At 39.0% G+C, this 15,502-nt stretch carries 17 protein-coding genes and 1 pseudogene; 15 read left to right on the top strand and 3 right to left on the bottom strand.

Annotation, left to right across the window (positions count from 1 at the left end; all coding sequences use genetic code 11):
* The first annotated feature begins 17 nt into the window (after window positions 1-17).
* The 14 genes from I2C87_RS09760 (at window position 18) to I2C87_RS09695 (ending at window position 13,373) form a co-directional block, all read left to right on the top strand.
* Window positions 18-479: a hypothetical protein gene (locus tag I2C87_RS09760; RefSeq protein ID WP_006595223.1), complete on the top strand. Its 462-nt coding sequence runs from the start codon at window positions 18-20 to the stop codon at window positions 477-479.
* Window positions 480-492: 13 nt separating this feature from the next.
* Window positions 493-2,181 (top strand): FtsK/SpoIIIE domain-containing protein, encoded by a 1,689-nt coding sequence (locus I2C87_RS09755; protein ID WP_195324840.1) that lies wholly within the window; start codon window positions 493-495, stop codon window positions 2,179-2,181.
* Between the two features lie 207 nt (window positions 2,182-2,388).
* Window positions 2,389-3,621 carry a replication initiation factor domain-containing protein gene (locus I2C87_RS09750; RefSeq protein WP_195324838.1) on the top strand — a complete coding sequence of 411 codons (1,233 nt, stop codon included), beginning with the start codon at window positions 2,389-2,391 and terminating at the stop codon, window positions 3,619-3,621.
* Between the two features lie 15 nt (window positions 3,622-3,636).
* Complete coding sequence (locus I2C87_RS09745; protein ID WP_195324836.1) at window positions 3,637-3,870, top strand: hypothetical protein; 234 nt, start codon at window positions 3,637-3,639, stop codon at window positions 3,868-3,870.
* 1 nt (window position 3,871) lies between these two features.
* Window positions 3,872-4,429, top strand: coding sequence for a conjugal transfer protein (locus I2C87_RS09740; RefSeq protein WP_195324834.1), 558 nt, complete (start codon window positions 3,872-3,874; stop codon window positions 4,427-4,429).
* 11 nt (window positions 4,430-4,440) lie between these two features.
* Window positions 4,441-5,436: a conjugal transfer protein gene (locus I2C87_RS09735; protein WP_195324832.1), complete on the top strand. Its 996-nt coding sequence runs from the start codon at window positions 4,441-4,443 to the stop codon at window positions 5,434-5,436.
* Between the two features lie 10 nt (window positions 5,437-5,446).
* A complete protein-coding gene (locus tag I2C87_RS09730; RefSeq protein WP_048789269.1) occupies window positions 5,447-5,671 on the top strand; it encodes a TcpD family membrane protein in 225 nt (74 codons plus the stop codon).
* A 2-nt stretch (window positions 5,672-5,673) separates the two neighbouring features.
* Entirely contained in the window at window positions 5,674-6,084 is a 411-nt protein-coding gene (locus tag I2C87_RS09725; protein ID WP_061564372.1) for a conjugal transfer protein, read from the top strand.
* A gap of 13 nt (window positions 6,085-6,097) precedes the next feature.
* Window positions 6,098-8,602 carry an ATP-binding protein gene (locus I2C87_RS09720; protein WP_195324830.1) on the top strand — a complete coding sequence of 835 codons (2,505 nt, stop codon included), beginning with the start codon at window positions 6,098-6,100 and terminating at the stop codon, window positions 8,600-8,602.
* Between the two features lie 12 nt (window positions 8,603-8,614).
* A complete protein-coding gene (locus I2C87_RS09715; RefSeq protein ID WP_195324828.1) occupies window positions 8,615-10,519 on the top strand; it encodes a conjugal transfer protein in 1,905 nt (634 codons plus the stop codon).
* A complete protein-coding gene (locus I2C87_RS09710; RefSeq protein ID WP_105026075.1) occupies window positions 10,509-10,733 on the top strand; it encodes a hypothetical protein in 225 nt (74 codons plus the stop codon). Before I2C87_RS09715 ends, I2C87_RS09710 begins: the two co-directional genes overlap by 11 nt.
* Before the next feature lie 16 nt (window positions 10,734-10,749).
* Window positions 10,750-11,856: a CHAP domain-containing protein gene (locus I2C87_RS09705; protein ID WP_195324826.1), complete on the top strand. Its 1,107-nt coding sequence runs from the start codon at window positions 10,750-10,752 to the stop codon at window positions 11,854-11,856.
* 13 nt (window positions 11,857-11,869) lie between these two features.
* Window positions 11,870-12,142 carry a helix-turn-helix domain-containing protein gene (locus I2C87_RS09700; RefSeq protein ID WP_105026077.1) on the top strand — a complete coding sequence of 91 codons (273 nt, stop codon included), beginning with the start codon at window positions 11,870-11,872 and terminating at the stop codon, window positions 12,140-12,142.
* A 10-nt stretch (window positions 12,143-12,152) separates the two neighbouring features.
* Complete coding sequence (locus I2C87_RS09695; protein ID WP_195324817.1) at window positions 12,153-13,373, top strand: tyrosine-type recombinase/integrase; 1,221 nt, start codon at window positions 12,153-12,155, stop codon at window positions 13,371-13,373.
* Between the two features lie 92 nt (window positions 13,374-13,465).
* Here I2C87_RS09695 and I2C87_RS09690 read toward each other — a convergent pair whose 3' ends face one another.
* The 3 genes from I2C87_RS09690 to I2C87_RS09680 form a co-directional block, all read right to left on the bottom strand.
* A complete protein-coding gene (locus I2C87_RS09690; RefSeq protein ID WP_182322084.1) occupies window positions 13,466-13,822 on the bottom strand; it encodes a class Ib ribonucleoside-diphosphate reductase assembly flavoprotein NrdI in 357 nt (118 codons plus the stop codon).
* On the bottom strand, window positions 13,823-14,170 hold the full coding sequence (locus tag I2C87_RS09685; protein ID WP_154857324.1) for a hypothetical protein: 348 nt from the start codon (window positions 14,168-14,170) through the stop codon (window positions 13,823-13,825).
* 198 nt (window positions 14,171-14,368) lie between these two features.
* Window positions 14,369-14,980 carry a TetR/AcrR family transcriptional regulator gene (locus I2C87_RS09680; RefSeq protein WP_195324814.1) on the bottom strand — a complete coding sequence of 204 codons (612 nt, stop codon included), beginning with the start codon at window positions 14,978-14,980 and terminating at the stop codon, window positions 14,369-14,371.
* A gap of 366 nt (window positions 14,981-15,346) precedes the next feature.
* On the opposite strand from I2C87_RS09680, the pseudogene I2C87_RS10215 reads away from it, so the two are divergent.
* Window positions 15,347-15,496: pseudogene (locus tag I2C87_RS10215) on the top strand (site-specific integrase); the annotation flags it as partial.
* Window positions 15,497-15,502 lie beyond the last annotated feature (6 nt).

Raw genomic sequence — 15,502 nt, 5'->3', positions numbered from 1 at the left:
TAAAAGGAGAAAATCACATGGCTAAAATTGGATTAAACTACGGAGAAAAACTACAAATTGCTGACAAGACTTATCGTGTCATTACAGATGGGCTAGATGTCCCAGCTGTCCTCGGGAAACTAACTTTCCGAGGTATTGAAGGTCCTGATATCATTTTTGAAGTGGATCGCTCTCAACGAAATCCTGATGGCTCATTTGTACAAGTCAATACAGGTGAGATTCGTGGAATCGTCGTAGGAATTCATTCTTCTGTTCAGCACGAAACCCTCTTTTTCACTATCGCAGATATGTCTGAGTCTGAAATTGAGGACTTGGGCATTAAATACCGAGAAGAGGTTGAATTGGAAGATATTGTTATCACGCATACCCACGTCAATCGTAATGATATCTATAAGCTCTTTGCTTCTAAAATCAAGAAAAAAACTGGAGGCACACCGACTAAAGAAAACAAACCGGTAGAAAATAAGAAAGAAAACTAGGAGGTAATGCAGAATGAAACTCTTTACCTATCGTGGAAAAAGAGTTCGAGTTTTTCATCGTAAACTAAAGGGAATCACATGGTTTATCTGGTGGTTTCCTTTTTTGTTGGCTATTAGTTATTACAGCTACTTACATCTAGAAAAATTAAAAGTCCATCCCTTACCTCAAGGATATTTTCTAGGGGCTGGGCTTCTCTTTTCTTTACTCCTGGCTTGCTTTATCAATCGGGTTTGCTACAGGAAGATACTCTTTTTTCAAAAGCTCAACAATCTTCGAATTCTCTCTCGATTTTTGCTGGAGAATAACCTCTATCTCGTTAAAAAGGTTAGACGTGAAAACAAGATCATTGAAAAAATCACCTTGCCTCAAGTGTATATCAAACAGTCTCGCTATAAGATTGAAGTGAGTCTCATCTTAGAAGGTAATAAATTTCAAGATCGCTTTTTAAACCTTGGAGCTACTCTTGAAGTCATGTTTAATGGGGACTTTCGTAATAAAACCTTTGATAATCGCTTTATCAAATATGAAATTGCTATTAACCGAATTGATAGCAGGCTCACCATCGATGAAGTAAAAGTCAAGGGATCAAAACTCCAGCTCATGAAAGATGTTTCTTGGGATTATATTGAAGAACCTCATCTCCTCATTGGCGGTGGAACAGGTGGAGGGAAAACCGTTGTTCTGATGACCATTATCTACGCTCTAGCTAAAATCGGCTTTGTCGATATCTGCGATCCAAAGAATTCGGATCTAGCTGGATTAAAGAAAATTTCAGTCTTCCATGGTCGAGTCTATACCAGTAAGGAAGATATCATCAACTGTTTTAAAGACAATGTAGAGTTCATGGAAAAACGCTATGAACTAATGTCTACTTCGCCAAAATTCCAAGCTGGGAAGAACTTTACTCACTATGATATGAAACCAAAATTCATTCTTGTAGACGAGTGGGCAGCTCTTATGGCAAAAATTGACCGTGACTATAGTCAACAGTCAGAACTCATGGAATATCTCTCCCAGTTAGTTCTAGAAGGTCGTCAAGCAGGAGTCTTTATCATCTTTGCTATGCAACGGCCCGATGGGGAATTCATTAAAACTGCTCTTCGGGATAATTTTATGAAGCGTCTCTCCGTCGGTCATTTAGAATCAACAGGATATGACATGATGTTTGGAGATGCTAATAAAACCAAAGAGTTCAAAAAGCTAGATGAAATTAATGGAGTAAAGGTCAAAGGACGGGGCTATATCGCAAACAACGGCGAGCTGGCTGGTGAGTTTTTCTCTCCATATGTACCGCTTGATCAAGGCTTTTCCTTCTATGATGCCTACTCTAAAATCCCTATTATGGAGTTTGAAGGAGAAGAATTCTCAGTATTTGAAGAATACAAACCACCGCTTGAAACAATTGATCCTATAGAGGAAGAGGAGTCTATAAAAAACGAACCAAACAAACGACCGCTCAAGGAATTTGCGGACGAACAAAATCTTAAAATGCCAACCTTACGCAAGATTATCTATCTCTTAACAGAACAAGGGATCATCTTTGAACGGACTGTATCCGCTATTCTAGTGGATCCTTTTCAAGAAAAACTTCTTCTTGAAATCCTCGCTCAATTTGAAGAGGGAGGACGCAGGTCTTATCCAAAAGCAGTTGAAGCGACGATTGTTCAGCATGGGCTAGGACAAGGGCAAGGGCAAGCCTGACCGCAGGTCAGGCGCAGACCGTAGCCCGAAGTTTCTAGCCCATGATGAAACTTCAACCCCCGTTTTCTAATAGGGGGGTTACAATTGGCAAAAACGCCATATCACCCCCTCCTCATTCCTTGTGGGAGTTGGGTTTTCGAATTTTAAAAAGTGTGTCACTTTCGTCAAAAAAGTGTGTCACATAATTAGAAAGAGGTGGTCAAATGAATGGACAAAATTAGTCCTTTTCATATCAAGAAATTCCGTAAACAGACAGGACTCAGTCAAAAAGATTTTGCACAAGCTGTGGATCTTCCGACTAGAACCTATCGGTCTTATGAAGCTGGCGAAAGAGGACTAACGATTGAGAAGTTTAGAGAACTAAAAGAAAAACTGGGTTACCACAAAGACTGTGAACGAGATAGCCTTCGAGCTCAGATTGACTACCTCCGCTTGTCTTTCCCAAGACTCAAAGATTTAGATGACTTTTGTGTGAATTTCCTTCACTGCCCCTTGAGTGAGTTTACCGAACAAGAAACACGTCTCATGAACTATACGCATCTCTGGCAAAGAGGAAACATCTGGATCTTTGATTTTTTTGATAAGGCGATCACTAATGACTACCAAGTCTGCCTTCAACTATCCGGCCAAGGATGCCGTGAGATGGAAGTTATTCTAGAGCACAAGGGTATCACTTGGCAAGTCTTTCTCCAACATATCCTCTACTCCTATCAGGATGTACGGGTTAAACGCCTAGATATAGCCCTTGATGAACTCTATAAGGGTTATGGACACGAAGACCAACAAATTCTAATACCTGACTTGATAAAGAAACTCTATGCCAATGAGATTGTCCTTGATACTCTCAAAAAATGGAATATCACTGGAGGTGGATCCTTCACCGATAACGAAGACATGGAAGCCAATCACGGCTTATCCATTTACTTTGGGAGTCGTCAAAGTCAGCTCTATTTCAACTTTTATGAAAAGCGCTATGAAATAGCACGAATGGAAAATATCTCCTTGGACGAATCCTTGGAGATTTTTGGTATTTGGAATCGCTACGAACTCCGCTTTTCAGACCAGAAGGCTCAAGGTGTTGTAGAAGAATATATCGCTGGTGTCGATCTGGGTGAAATTGCTAGAGGCATCATAAACAAAGAGATTCAAGTCTATGATGGCATCAATCAGTTTGGAGCTTATAAACCTGATGAAAAATGGCAACGACTCTTTGGAGGAGTCGAACCCTTGAAACTCTCAACTAACCCTCAACCCTATAGCATTGAGCGAACCATTCGCTGGCTAACCTACCAAGTCGCAAACTCCCTAGCCCTCGTTTCTGAAGCAGATAAGATTTTACAGACAGAATACATGAAGATGATAAAAAATAGCGGAGAAATTACCGATCGTGGGAAAGCTATGTTAAAGCTCCTCAAAGCTAGTAAACACTATGAACATTAGAAAGGAAAATAACCTATGGAATACAAAGTAGAAATTAATTCATTAGAAAACTTTAAAGCCTGGTCAGGTGGATTAGAAACTCTAAACACTGTCCGTGAACGTGGTGGAGTTGATACTTTAACTATTATCTGTGAAGATATCTTCTCTGGTGATATACCGACAGAAACTAAGATTAACGATTGGCTCTGGTTTGATTCTGATTTTATCTACCAAGCTCTGGGCTATGATGATCTTCTAGAGGCTTCTTAAGATGCTTAAGAAGATTTATCAGACGGACTTCTTCCTTTTGCCCGAACAAGAATTCTGGCATATGTACATTCTCTTACGAAAAGGCAAGGATTTCTACTATGAATGTGCTGGAAGATCTACCGAGAAGCTACCGGATGCGAAAGGTTTTTATGACTATGAACATGCCTGTTTTACGCTAGACGGGGAAATCCTTAGTCTGAACAAAAGAATGCGTCCCTCACTCATCGCTTTTATCCAACAAACCATTAAAAGCAATCAAGAAACATTTAGAAAGGAAATTGAAATGGCAAAGAAAACAACATTTGAAAAGAAAGTCTCTCAAATCACCAATGAACTGGGAGAACTACTCAAAAAGAAAGACCACAGAGAAGCTTGGACCAAGGCTGGCGAATTAAATAGCTTACTCAAAAAGGAAGAAGTTAAAGATCTTCGTCCGGAACTAGTCGAGCAGCTCCAAACTGAGTTACGTGGCTATTATTACATTAACGGAGAAATTGAAAAAGCTAATAAGCGCCTCTATGCCAAGGGATCTAAACTCATTGAACTGGCTGGACTCTAAAAGGAGGTCTTATGGATAAAGCTAAACACTACTTACTAAAAGCGAGAGAATACCTCTCAAAATTCAAAAAGATGGAAAAGAAAGGAGGTCCACCTAAACTGAAAATCACCAACAAGAAAACAATCAATCTGGCTGTTATTGGAGGAATTTCTTTCCTCCTTTTTGTTGGTCTATCGGGGGCTATTCGCGCTATCACTCTCTCGAATCAAGTCTCTAAACTAGAAAAAAATGTGGAGATTCTTCATGCCAAAAAAGCTCAGGCACCTGTAGAAGAAAAACAGTACGACTATAAGCTCCAGTATTATCTCAATGATTTTGTCTATGCCTACTTCACTCTCCCTCAAGAAGTTGAAAAGCAAGAAGCACAGATCGACTACCTCAATAGCTTTTATAACTTTATACCGGATGTGAAATCTCAAGGCCAAGTCAGAAATCCAAGTGAGTTACTAACCGCTCAACTAATCACCGTAGAAAATAATGTGGCAACCTACCGGATCAAGTACAAGGAATGGATACGCCATGACAAGGAAACACAAGAAACAGAAATTGTGACAGGCTTCAATATTCCTTATGCTCAAAAAGGAAACAGCTACTATATCTCAGGCCTTCCTTGGTTCACTACCCTAGAAAGCTCACAAGCTGGATCCTTCAAGGAAGAAGACAAACTCACTCTTACTACTACAGATCGTCTTTCTGATGCGACTCACAAGAAAGTAGATAAGTTTCTGACTGTCTTTTTCACCAACTACACCACCAATCAGGATAATCTCAACTTGATTTCAAAAGATGTAGATGTTGTCGCAAACACCACCTTTAAAAGTATCGACTACACCTATCTCAAAAAGAATAAAAAGGGACTTACAGCCTATGTTCAAGCAACATTTGAAGTGGGAGGAACTACTCACTCTGAAAACTTTACCTTTACCCTTATCGAAAAAGAAAAAACCTACTATGTCTCTAAACTAGAGCACACAATCCCCATAAACTACGCAAATAATCAAGAATAGGAGAATTTATATGAATACAGACAACCTACGAAGTTTTCTTCAAGGAGACGGAATTTGGATCCTAACAGCTATTGCCGTGCTCTTAGCGATTAAGGCTTGGCGTAACAGCTCCTGGCTCCAACTATTTTCGGTCGTTGGCTTTTATGCTGTGATTGTCTCCATCGCAAAAGGTCAGGATATCCTCAAAGCATTTGGCTGGTTCCTGCGTCTCTTTGGAATTGAAACAGGACTTTAATCATGAAAGAAGAAAAACTCTATGATTACAGTAAGGGGCTAAATGCTCCTTATTGGATCCAAGAAATTAAGACGAAAAAGGGCACACGGATTTGGTACTTTGCGACACCTATGCAGTTGTCCTTTTTTATTGTCTTCATCCTCGTCTTTGTGGGGATGTTACTGTTCGGAGGAGTCCTTCTTGTTCCATTAGCTAAAATGACTCACTCCATTTCTCTCTTGCTCTATTGGTACCTTCCTTATAAGCTGGCCAAGTTCTACACGGAGTATGAACCTCACGGAAAGAAGATGCATCTCTTTCTCTCTGACTACCTGATGTATCTGTGGGACTTCAAACTTAATCAAAAAGCTATCTACCAGGAGGACCGAATAGAACCAATTGATGAAATTGTCTTTGAAAAAACAAACCTATAGAAAAGGAGGTCCTATGAGTATTACCTTAACCTATCCAATTCGAGAGACACATGACAACCTAGCTCTGAAAAAGGATCATTCCGTTGTCGCTTTCTATCGAATCCCCAATACTCCCATCACCATTACGGATGATGAGAAAAAATGGAAACATAAAATTACTGTTGCGCAAATGATGAAAAAGCTCCAAAAGAACCAGCACTTTGAAATCTCTCTCATTCCAAAAGATTATCTCCTAGAAGAAAAAATGCGGGACTTTTCCGATGCTCTCGCAGATGACAGCCGTGAACTAGGAGAAGAATTGCTTCTTTACAGTGTTGATCGTCTAACAGACGAGATGGAGATTCCTTATCAGTTTGACTGGGTGATTGGAGTTACCCTTCGAAAACAAAACCATGGGGCAAGCATTAAAGACTTGGCCTATGAAAGCTTTACAGACTTTTCAGAAAAAATCGCAAAAGGGCTTGGCTATGAGTTAGAACTGAGCCCAACTTGGTATGAAGAATATCAAAGTGACGAATTAACTATCTTTCAAGCCCTTTCTGTTCTCCGAGCACAGCGCCTTACCAATGAAGAACTTTTCTACTACCAGCGGATGCAATACCTCCGCTATATCCCTCACTACAAGAAAGAAGTGATCGCCAATCGTGCTTCTTTCAATATCACAGATACCTTGATTAAGGTCCTTAAAGGAGGATTCCTTAAGCTCGAAAGCCCTTATGGATCTTCCTTTGTGACGATTCTTCCGGTTGGAAAGTTTCCCGTTCAATTCAATGGTTTTCACTTAGGAGAATTCATCCAGCGCTTGAATTTTCCAGTTGAGTTACGAATCAAATCTGAGTTCATTGATACCAATAAGATTAAAGGCAAGATGGGACGTTCCAACACTCGTTATCGAAACATTATGGAAGAAGCTGAGAATACCGACACCGTCCAACAAGACGAGATCATTATGGGATCTATCTCTCTTAAAGATCTGATGCGAAAAGTCGGAAACAAAGAAGATATTATTGAATATGGAGCCTACTTGATTGTCTCAGCTTCAAGTGTTCACCAGCTCCGCCAAAGACGACAAGTGGTCCTTAACTATTTTGATGATATGGGAGTTGAGATTAGTGAAGCCTCACAAGACGGACCTTATCTCTTTCAAGCTCTCCTATACGGAGAACCACTTCAAAAGAAAACTCTTACCTGGACTCACATGGTAACACCACGAGGCTTTGCGGAACTCATGCCCTTTACCAATACCACTTCTGGAAATAGAATTGGTTGGTATATCGGCCGGGTTGATAACTGGACGGGACGCTGGGACTCTATCTCAAAAGCCATCGAATCATCCAAAAACATTGTTCTCTATAATGCGACAGTGGGAAACAAAGAAGATATTGCAGGAAAGATCACCAAGAATCCGCATATCATTATCACTGGGGCAACAGGCCAAGGGAAATCCTTCCTCGCTCAGATTATCTTTTTAAGTGTCGCTTTACAGAATGTTAAAACCCTCTACATTGACCCGAAACGTGAACTTAGAAATCACTACCAAAACGTGATTAGTTCTCCAGAATTTGCAAGACTTTATCCTGAACGCAAGAAACAAATTGAGAACTTTAATTTTGTGACGTTAGATAGCTCACTACCATCAAACCACGGAGTCTTAGATCCTATTGTAGTTCTCGATAAGGAACAAGCTGTAGAGGTCGCAAAGAATATGCTCGAGTTTCTTCTTCAAGCTGTAGATGATGTATCAATGGACCAAAAGACAGCTATTACAGAAGCTATCAATACCATTGTCGAACGTCGAGTAGCTGGTGAGTTGGTCGGCTTTAAACATGTTCTAAAAGTTTTAAGAGAAGCTGCTTCATCAGACATAGCCTCAGTCGGACGTTACTTAACATCCATTGTCAATAATTCAATTTTAGAGTTAGCTTTTTCAGACGGAACTACAAAAGGTCTCAATTATGAGTCTCGTGTGACTGTTTTAGAGGTCAATAATCTCAAACTTCCAAAGGATGATTCTACGAAGATTTCAGACCATGAACGAAACTCTATCGCTCTCATGTTTGCGCTCGGGGCCTTTTGTACTCACTTTGGAGAACGAAATGAACATGAAGATACCATTGAGTTCTTTGACGAAGCCTGGATTTTGATGAAGTCTGCCGAAGGAAAAGCGGTTATCAAAAATATGCGCCGGATTGGACGCTCTAAAAATAATACGCTTGCCCTTATTACTCAGTCTGTGCATGATGCAGAAAATGATGATGATACAACAGGTTTTGGGACAATCTTTGCCTTTTATGAAAAGTCTGAACGAGAAGATATATTGAAACACGTCAACCTTGAAGTGACTGAAAACAACCTAGAATGGATTGATAATATGATCTCAGGTCAGTGCCTTTATTCTGATGTCTACGGCAATCTCAATATGATTTCTGTTCACAACATCTTTGAAGATATTGATATGCTTCTAAAACCAATGAAAGCTACAGTATCATCAAGTCTTGAAAATAAATATGCTAGTTAAGGAGGTGAATCCATGCAAGAAGCTTTTGAGAAATTAAGAGGAGTCGATATCTTCTCTCTCAAGTCCTATATGGAGCCGACTAGCTTTGGGTCTTTCAATGGGGCTTGGGTCTTAATTAACGAACTCTTCGTCAACTTCTTCTTTTTCATTCTCAATGCGGTAGTTGGTTTCTTCTCTCTCTTAATCCGTGTATTAGAAAGTGTTGATTTATACTCTGCGTATAAGAACTACGTCTATAAGGGAGCTAGTAAAATCTGGAATGGTTTCACTGGCTCCACACATGGTGGAATTACAAGTGGTTCCTTGATTTCTATCTTGTTATTAGGACTTGCCTTTTATCTCTTCTACCAGTATTTTTTCTCAAAAGGAAGTTTCACAAGAACTATGATTCATGTCTGTATGGTGATACTTCTGGGCTTTAGTTACTTTGGGACCATTGCTGGAACATCTGGAGGTCTCTATTTACTAGATACCATCAACTCCGTTTCAAAAGATGTCTCTTCCAAGATTTCAAATATCGAGATTAACTATGGAAAAGACAAGTCCCTAAAAGTTGGGGAAACAATGGCAGATAACTATATCGCAGAAACATCATATAAAGCCTATGTCTTTGTCAATACGGGTCAGGAAAATGGGAAATACAAGAATAGTCAAAACGGAAAAGAGGAGAATTTTGACGATAGTCAAGTTCTTGGAACAGGAGATAAGAATGGAAATTTCAAACCTGTAAAAGCCAAAACTCGTATAGACTATTTAGACAGACTGGGGGATGGTGCTAACGAGGATTCAGAAGAAAACCGTTGGGTATCTGCTATGCCAGACTTTATCTTCATTCGTATGTTCTATGTCATCTTTAAAATCGTAGAGGCCTTTGTCTTAGCCATCCCCGTTATCTTGATTCAGCTCTTAAATGTCTTAGCTCAACTCTTAGTTCTCATGATGATTCTGCTCTTTCCAATCGTCCTTCTAGTATCCTTCATTCCTCGAATGCAAGATCTGATTTTCGGAGTTTTAAAAGTTATGTTTGGAGGTCTAGCTTTTCCAGCAATTACAAGTCTTTTAACCCTTCTTATCTTTTACATCGAAAAGCTCTTAGAAAATTTAGTTACCAGTGGCTTTGATAAAGTTTTAAAAACTCTGCCTTCTCTTATACTTTTCGGACTTGTCTTTAAACTCCTAGTATCTGTTGTTTCTAAAGGCACTATTTATATTCTCATGTGGAAGTACAAGGCAGAATTGATACAATTCATTTTAGGATCTAAAGCCCGTATGATGGCAAGTGATCTTGGGAATCGTATGGAGCACGGAATGACTCGAACAAAAGAGATTGCCTCTCAAGTTCCAACTCGTAGTCTTTCAAGCGCTCAACACTTAGGAAATTTCGCCTTAGCTGGAGCAGGGATTGGAGCAGGAATGGTCATGCATTCTAAAGATCACTTCCAACGAGTCGGCTCTTTCTTTACTCAGAAAGACACGATGCCAGAAGATGAATTCGAGCCAGATATTCCGACTGAAACACCTGTAGAACAAGAGAGCACAATAGATCCTAAAATTAAAACAGAGAATGAGAGTGAGAGCACGCCTACTTCACTACAAGAAAGAAAGCCAGAGCAGCCTAGCGGAAAAGTGGAAATACCTATTCAAGCTGAGCGACCTTCTACTATAGAAGATGAATTCCATACACTAAAAGAAGAATGGATTTCCCCATTTAAACAACACCGAATCAATTCACTGGAACGTGAACTAGATAAATACAAAGATCCTAAAGCTATGTATAAAGCTCAAGGATCCAATGCCTTTACTCGTGCCTATCGAAAGACTATGACACGAGATGATAAATTACGAACAAATATTGAACGAAGAAACAAACTAACAGAACGACTCAATAAATTGAGAGGGGAATACAATGAATATTAGAATTCACTCAAGAACATCTTTTTCAAGGATTCTTGAAGAGACTCTTTTTCAAGCTTATCAAGAAGGGAAACGCTCAGTCGATTTCCTTCTTTTGTTTCCTGTTAAGGAAAGTGAGAAAGACTCTATACTGGATCAAGTCAAAGCTCATTCTGTCGTACTAGATGCCAAGTGGCGCTTTGGGACAGTGCTATTCACAGCTTATATCAAATACTAACTAGAAAGGAGGTCCTATGAAGAAATTAAAATACTTTTTACTAGTTGGATTAGTCCCCATCATTCTCCCCTTTCTTCTCATTATCATTCTTGCGGTTGCCACAGCAGGAAGTCCGACTGGAGGATCTGGGGTAGATGGAGCCACCTATGCGGAACACTGGTCCTCTGGAGATCCATATACACACAATCTATTAGTTCATCGATATGGCATTACAGCAGCTCAACTAGACGGCTTTTTAGACACTTTAGGGATCTCCTATGATAAGAACCGGATCAACGGTAAAAAACTCCTAGAATGGGAGGCTAAATCCAATCTAGATGTCCGAGGTATCGTGGCAATTGCCTTAAATGAAAGCTCACTCGGAACAGCTGGAGTCGCAAGAAACCCTGGTGCCAACATGTTTGGTTATGGAGCATTTGATTCAAATCCTGAGAATGCCAATAACTTTAATGACGAGGTTGCCGTAGTTGCCCTAACCCAACAGACGATTATTGGAAATAAGAATGAGACCTTTAAAATTCAAGATGATAAGGCTCAAAAATTTGCGAATGGTTCTTTAAATCAGACAGTCGATGGAGGAGTTTATTTTACAGATACTACAGGCTCTGGCAAGCGTCGAGCTGAAACGATGAGAAAGCTAGATCAGTATATCGATGAACATGGTGGAACACCCAAAGCACCGATCCAATTAACTGGAAAAACTCGAGATGGAGGTGGAGTTACTTCAAATGATATTCCGATAGGATATAGTCTTACAAAAGCTATTGATACAAATGGATATATCACTAGCACCTATCCATGGGGAGAATGTACTTGGTTTGTCTTTAATCGTGGAAAACAAGTCGGAGTTAACTTCGATCCATTCATGGGAAATGGTGGCCAATGGATGAATAAACCAGGCTTCACTACAACCCATACACCAACTGAACACTCTGCTCTATCATTTAGTCCTGGACAAGCTGGAGCTAATCCAATATACGGGCATATTGCCTTTGTGGAGCAAGTTAAATCGGATGGATCTATTCTGATCTCAGAATGCAATGTGAAAGGACTTGGAGTGATTAGTTACCGGACCTTTGACGCACAAACAGCAAAACAATTTACCTATGTATTAGGACACTAGAAAGGAAAAAATTATGTTAGTACAATTACCAGAAGAACAGACACAAGAAATTCAAAAAATGATTGCAACTCTTATCAAAGATGAGATTCATCATTTCAAAGAAGATATGGGATTAGATACTCCATTTCTGAACAAAAAACAAACGTGCCATTATCTTGGAGTTTCACATAATACCCTTGATATCTGGATTGCAATGGGACTACCCTATATTCGAATTGGAAAATCCATTCGTTTCAGCAAAGAAAGTATCAATCAGTGGATGACTCGACTAGAGATAAGCGCATAAGGAGGCAAAAATGGGCATTTCAAAAACAAAAAATGGATCTTATAGGCTAAGGGTGTACATACCCGATGACGTCCAAGGAAAGTTAGGAATTGGTAAACGATTTGAAAAAAGATTCAAAACTCGCAGAGAGGCAAAGGAAGCAGAAATTAAGTTAGCTGTTGACATTGAAAATGCACGTTTAGGAAGGTCATCTACTTTATCTCAAAGAAAAGGAGACATCCTATTCAAAGATTTTTACAAAGATATTTGGCTTGAACCCTATAAAGCAGGGCAAGCCACTGCTACTATTAAACCACCTACAGCAGTAACTGTCTTTCAGACAGAAAATCTCTTCCGTTTGCAGATTCTTCCAGTTCTAGGTAATTATTCTATTGATCATCTCAATGAAAACAAACAACTGGTTTTGTCACTTCTTACTCCACTATCGAATTCTTATGCCAACTTTAAATCCATTAGAGGCTACGTCAATTCTGTCTTGGACTGGGCAGAAGAGCTTGAATATATACAAGTAAATAAGGTTAAAAAGACAATCAGTAGAATTAAAGCTAATAAAAAATTAGCTCTCAAAGAAAGTAAAAAGTTTGAAGACTTAGCATTAAATGAGGAGGAACTTAAACAATGGCTACAAGCATTTGATGAAGATCTAAAAAATGATCGAATGGAATTAAAAGATTATGCTTTGTTCTATACGACATTCTTTTTATCAGATAGAAAATCAGAAACCTATGCTCTCCAATGGAAACATATCAATTTTGAAAAAAACGAAATTCTCATTGAACAAGCATTAGACAAATTCGGGAATCTGAAATCAACCAAAGGAAATAAAAAAACTCTATTCAAAGCTCCTAAAGAACTAATGAATATCCTGACCGATTGGAAAATTGAACAAAAAAAGCAACTAAAGCTGTTTGGAATCAGACAGAATGAAAAGCAATTCGTTTTCACATACAACAATAGAAAAAACGGTATTAACGTTCCACTTCATATTGATTATCTTAATCATCGAATGAATACTATTCGAAGAAGACATCCGGAACTTCCTCCAGCATCTCCTCACAAATTAAGGCACACTGGAGCAACTTTGGCAAGACGGGCTGGAACATCATTAAATGCTATTTCAGAAGCACTTACTCATAGTGACATCCAAATAACGAAGACTTATGTCAATACTACTGAAACAGTAAATCAAACAGCAGGAGAAATAGCCTTTAGAAGTCTCAAAAAGCAATAGGGTGAATTTTGGGGTGAACTCTAGTTTTTTGAATAAAAAAAGACATCCAAGAGAAAATTCTTGAATGTCTGTTTATACAAAACTTGATGAGACTAGCACTCCGCCAAAAATGCCTGCACAGTCTTGACATCTTCTGAACTACCGCCTTGGTCAATATCGCAGATATGTTGGAGCCCATATTTTTCGATAATCAAGGCAGTCGCTCCGCAGAAGGTCCGGCCGTGTTTAACAGAGTCACCATTGTTAACAAAACCTTTAATCAGCCCAGGATGTTTCTTAATAAAGCGTTTGGTAGACCACGGAATTTTCCCAGCACCAGCATTTCGAGTAATGAGAATACAGGGCTCTTCCAGTTTCTCCTTGATGCTCTGGGTCGGATAGCCCAGTGATTCTGCAAATCGTTTTCCAATACCAGTATTTGAATCATAAACTACAATCATCTTCATCACCTACTTTCTTAAAAAAAGAATAGCAAACCAAGCCGCAAAGCCTAAAACCACAACATCAGAGATGAGCATAAGCATAAACTCTAAATCTGGCATCATGTGAATGTAAATCAGCAATGACAAAGTTGTCAAAGCCAGTGCTGTCAGCTTAGCAACTGCCGGCAAGCCCGGAATCAAAGCTGCTCCGATTAGGACAATGATGAGACCTCCGACTAAAAATGACTGAAAATCCACACTTAAACTAAAACCAACTGTCACACCGCCGTAGCCAATGGTCAAAAGACCAATTGCGACCAGACAGATACCCAAAATAGCTATTCCACTCATAGCAAATCCTCCTTGCTTATTCATTCTTTTCCTCACTTTCTGTTTTTGAATGAACGCTTCCAAATATTCATTCAAATCTTTCTAAAAAATAATTCACTTTATACTTATGCAATCACATTTCTTCCCATTCCTATTCGCACTAAATAAGCCATCACCCCTTTGTTCGTGAATGAATGGTTATATAAATTCATTCATACCTGCTTCTAAGAAAAGGAATTTCCTCTATTTGGAAAAAATTCCCTTAACAAAATATTTCACTAAAGTCTCAAGACTATCGAAGTAGCCTGAAAAATCCTGCTCTATGACATGCATGTCTATGTAATAAATCAAGTCATAAACCTTCATGATCTCAGCTATTTTCTCCTCCGAAAAGCCCTCTTCCTGCAAGCGCTGGCTGAAGGTCTGAATCAGAAACTGATAAAAAGCATTGGATGCTCGTCCGGAATCCTGATTATAGTAATCGTGCAGAATCTGAGAAATGCCTGGCTTGTTCCACTCAGCCAGAATTTTATTGGGTGAAATCAATTCAAAAGTGACTGCAAAAAGCTGTTCAACGATTGTCTCGGGCTCGCCCTGCCAGTCTACGCGTTGTATGATTCCCTCACGTATACGGCTATTTTCAGCTACATAAACCTCCAAGAAGATAGCTTCCTTGGACTCATAATACTTGTAAAAGGATCCGACAGCCATACGGCTCTTCTTAGCAATATCAGAAATTCCAGCTGCCTTATAGCCTTTTTCTGCAAATACTTCCCTAGCCGCAGCCAACAGCTCATTTTTTTTATCCATTTCTATGCCTCTTTTATGAATGAATAAGTCTATATATTCATTCATATTCTAACACATTCTTGCTATTTGTCAAGCATTTATGCGATACTATACAAAATAGATAGTTTGCTAATCAAATTATTTTTTTAGATTATATTTTGGAGGTTGAGCTATGCTCAAGGAAAGACGAAACCAGGGTACCATCCCCCTACTGGTAATTACTTTTATTTTTCTAAGAATTTTTCAACTGTATCAATGAGTTTGATATAGGTAAGATTTACAATAAACATAAGCGACTCCTTTAAAATAAATGATAAATAGATTATAATACTTTACAAACTACCTGAATAGTAGGCACATTTTTGTAAGGAGAAAAAATGCTGACAAATAAAAATTGGAATTGTAGTATGTCCCAAGTTTTGGATGTAGTTGGTGGCAAGACGGGCTGGAACATCATTAAATGCTATTTCAGAAGCACTTACTCATAGTGACATCCTAATAACAAAGACTTATGTCAATACTACTGAAACAGTAAATCAAACAGCAGGAGAAATAGCCTTTAGAAGTCTCAAAAAGCAATAGGGTGAA

The sequence above is a fragment of the Streptococcus sp. 1001283B150225_161107_H12 genome, assembly GCF_015552665.1.
In the GTDB taxonomy this organism is placed as follows: Bacteria; Bacillota; Bacilli; order Lactobacillales; family Streptococcaceae; genus Streptococcus.
The sequence above is the reverse complement of the archived record's forward strand: the minus strand, read 5'-3'. Positions and strand labels throughout refer to the sequence as shown.

Excerpts from the sequence above, each read along its gene's own strand:
- I2C87_RS09710 (WP_105026075.1), top strand. The coding sequence starts at position 10,509 with ATGAATATTAGAATTCACTCAAGAACATCTTTTTCAAGGATTCTTGAA.
- I2C87_RS09760 (WP_006595223.1), top strand. The coding sequence starts at position 18 with ATGGCTAAAATTGGATTAAACTACGGAGAAAAACTACAAATTGCTGAC.
- I2C87_RS09715 (WP_195324828.1), top strand. The coding sequence starts at position 8,615 with ATGCAAGAAGCTTTTGAGAAATTAAGAGGAGTCGATATCTTCTCTCTC.
- I2C87_RS09685 (WP_154857324.1), bottom strand. The coding sequence starts at position 14,170 with ATGAATAAGCAAGGAGGATTTGCTATGAGTGGAATAGCTATTTTGGGT.
- I2C87_RS09700 (WP_105026077.1), top strand. The coding sequence starts at position 11,870 with ATGTTAGTACAATTACCAGAAGAACAGACACAAGAAATTCAAAAAATG.
- I2C87_RS09735 (WP_195324832.1), top strand. The coding sequence starts at position 4,441 with ATGGATAAAGCTAAACACTACTTACTAAAAGCGAGAGAATACCTCTCA.
- I2C87_RS09755 (WP_195324840.1), top strand. The coding sequence starts at position 493 with ATGAAACTCTTTACCTATCGTGGAAAAAGAGTTCGAGTTTTTCATCGT.
- I2C87_RS09745 (WP_195324836.1), top strand. The coding sequence starts at position 3,637 with ATGGAATACAAAGTAGAAATTAATTCATTAGAAAACTTTAAAGCCTGG.
- I2C87_RS09705 (WP_195324826.1), top strand. The coding sequence starts at position 10,750 with ATGAAGAAATTAAAATACTTTTTACTAGTTGGATTAGTCCCCATCATT.
- I2C87_RS09730 (WP_048789269.1), top strand. The coding sequence starts at position 5,447 with ATGAATACAGACAACCTACGAAGTTTTCTTCAAGGAGACGGAATTTGG.
- I2C87_RS09725 (WP_061564372.1), top strand. The coding sequence starts at position 5,674 with ATGAAAGAAGAAAAACTCTATGATTACAGTAAGGGGCTAAATGCTCCT.
- I2C87_RS09740 (WP_195324834.1), top strand. The coding sequence starts at position 3,872 with ATGCTTAAGAAGATTTATCAGACGGACTTCTTCCTTTTGCCCGAACAA.
- I2C87_RS09750 (WP_195324838.1), top strand. The coding sequence starts at position 2,389 with ATGGACAAAATTAGTCCTTTTCATATCAAGAAATTCCGTAAACAGACA.
- I2C87_RS09680 (WP_195324814.1), bottom strand. The coding sequence starts at position 14,980 with ATGAATGAATATATAGACTTATTCATTCATAAAAGAGGCATAGAAATG.
- I2C87_RS09695 (WP_195324817.1), top strand. The coding sequence starts at position 12,153 with ATGGGCATTTCAAAAACAAAAAATGGATCTTATAGGCTAAGGGTGTAC.
- I2C87_RS09720 (WP_195324830.1), top strand. The coding sequence starts at position 6,098 with ATGAGTATTACCTTAACCTATCCAATTCGAGAGACACATGACAACCTA.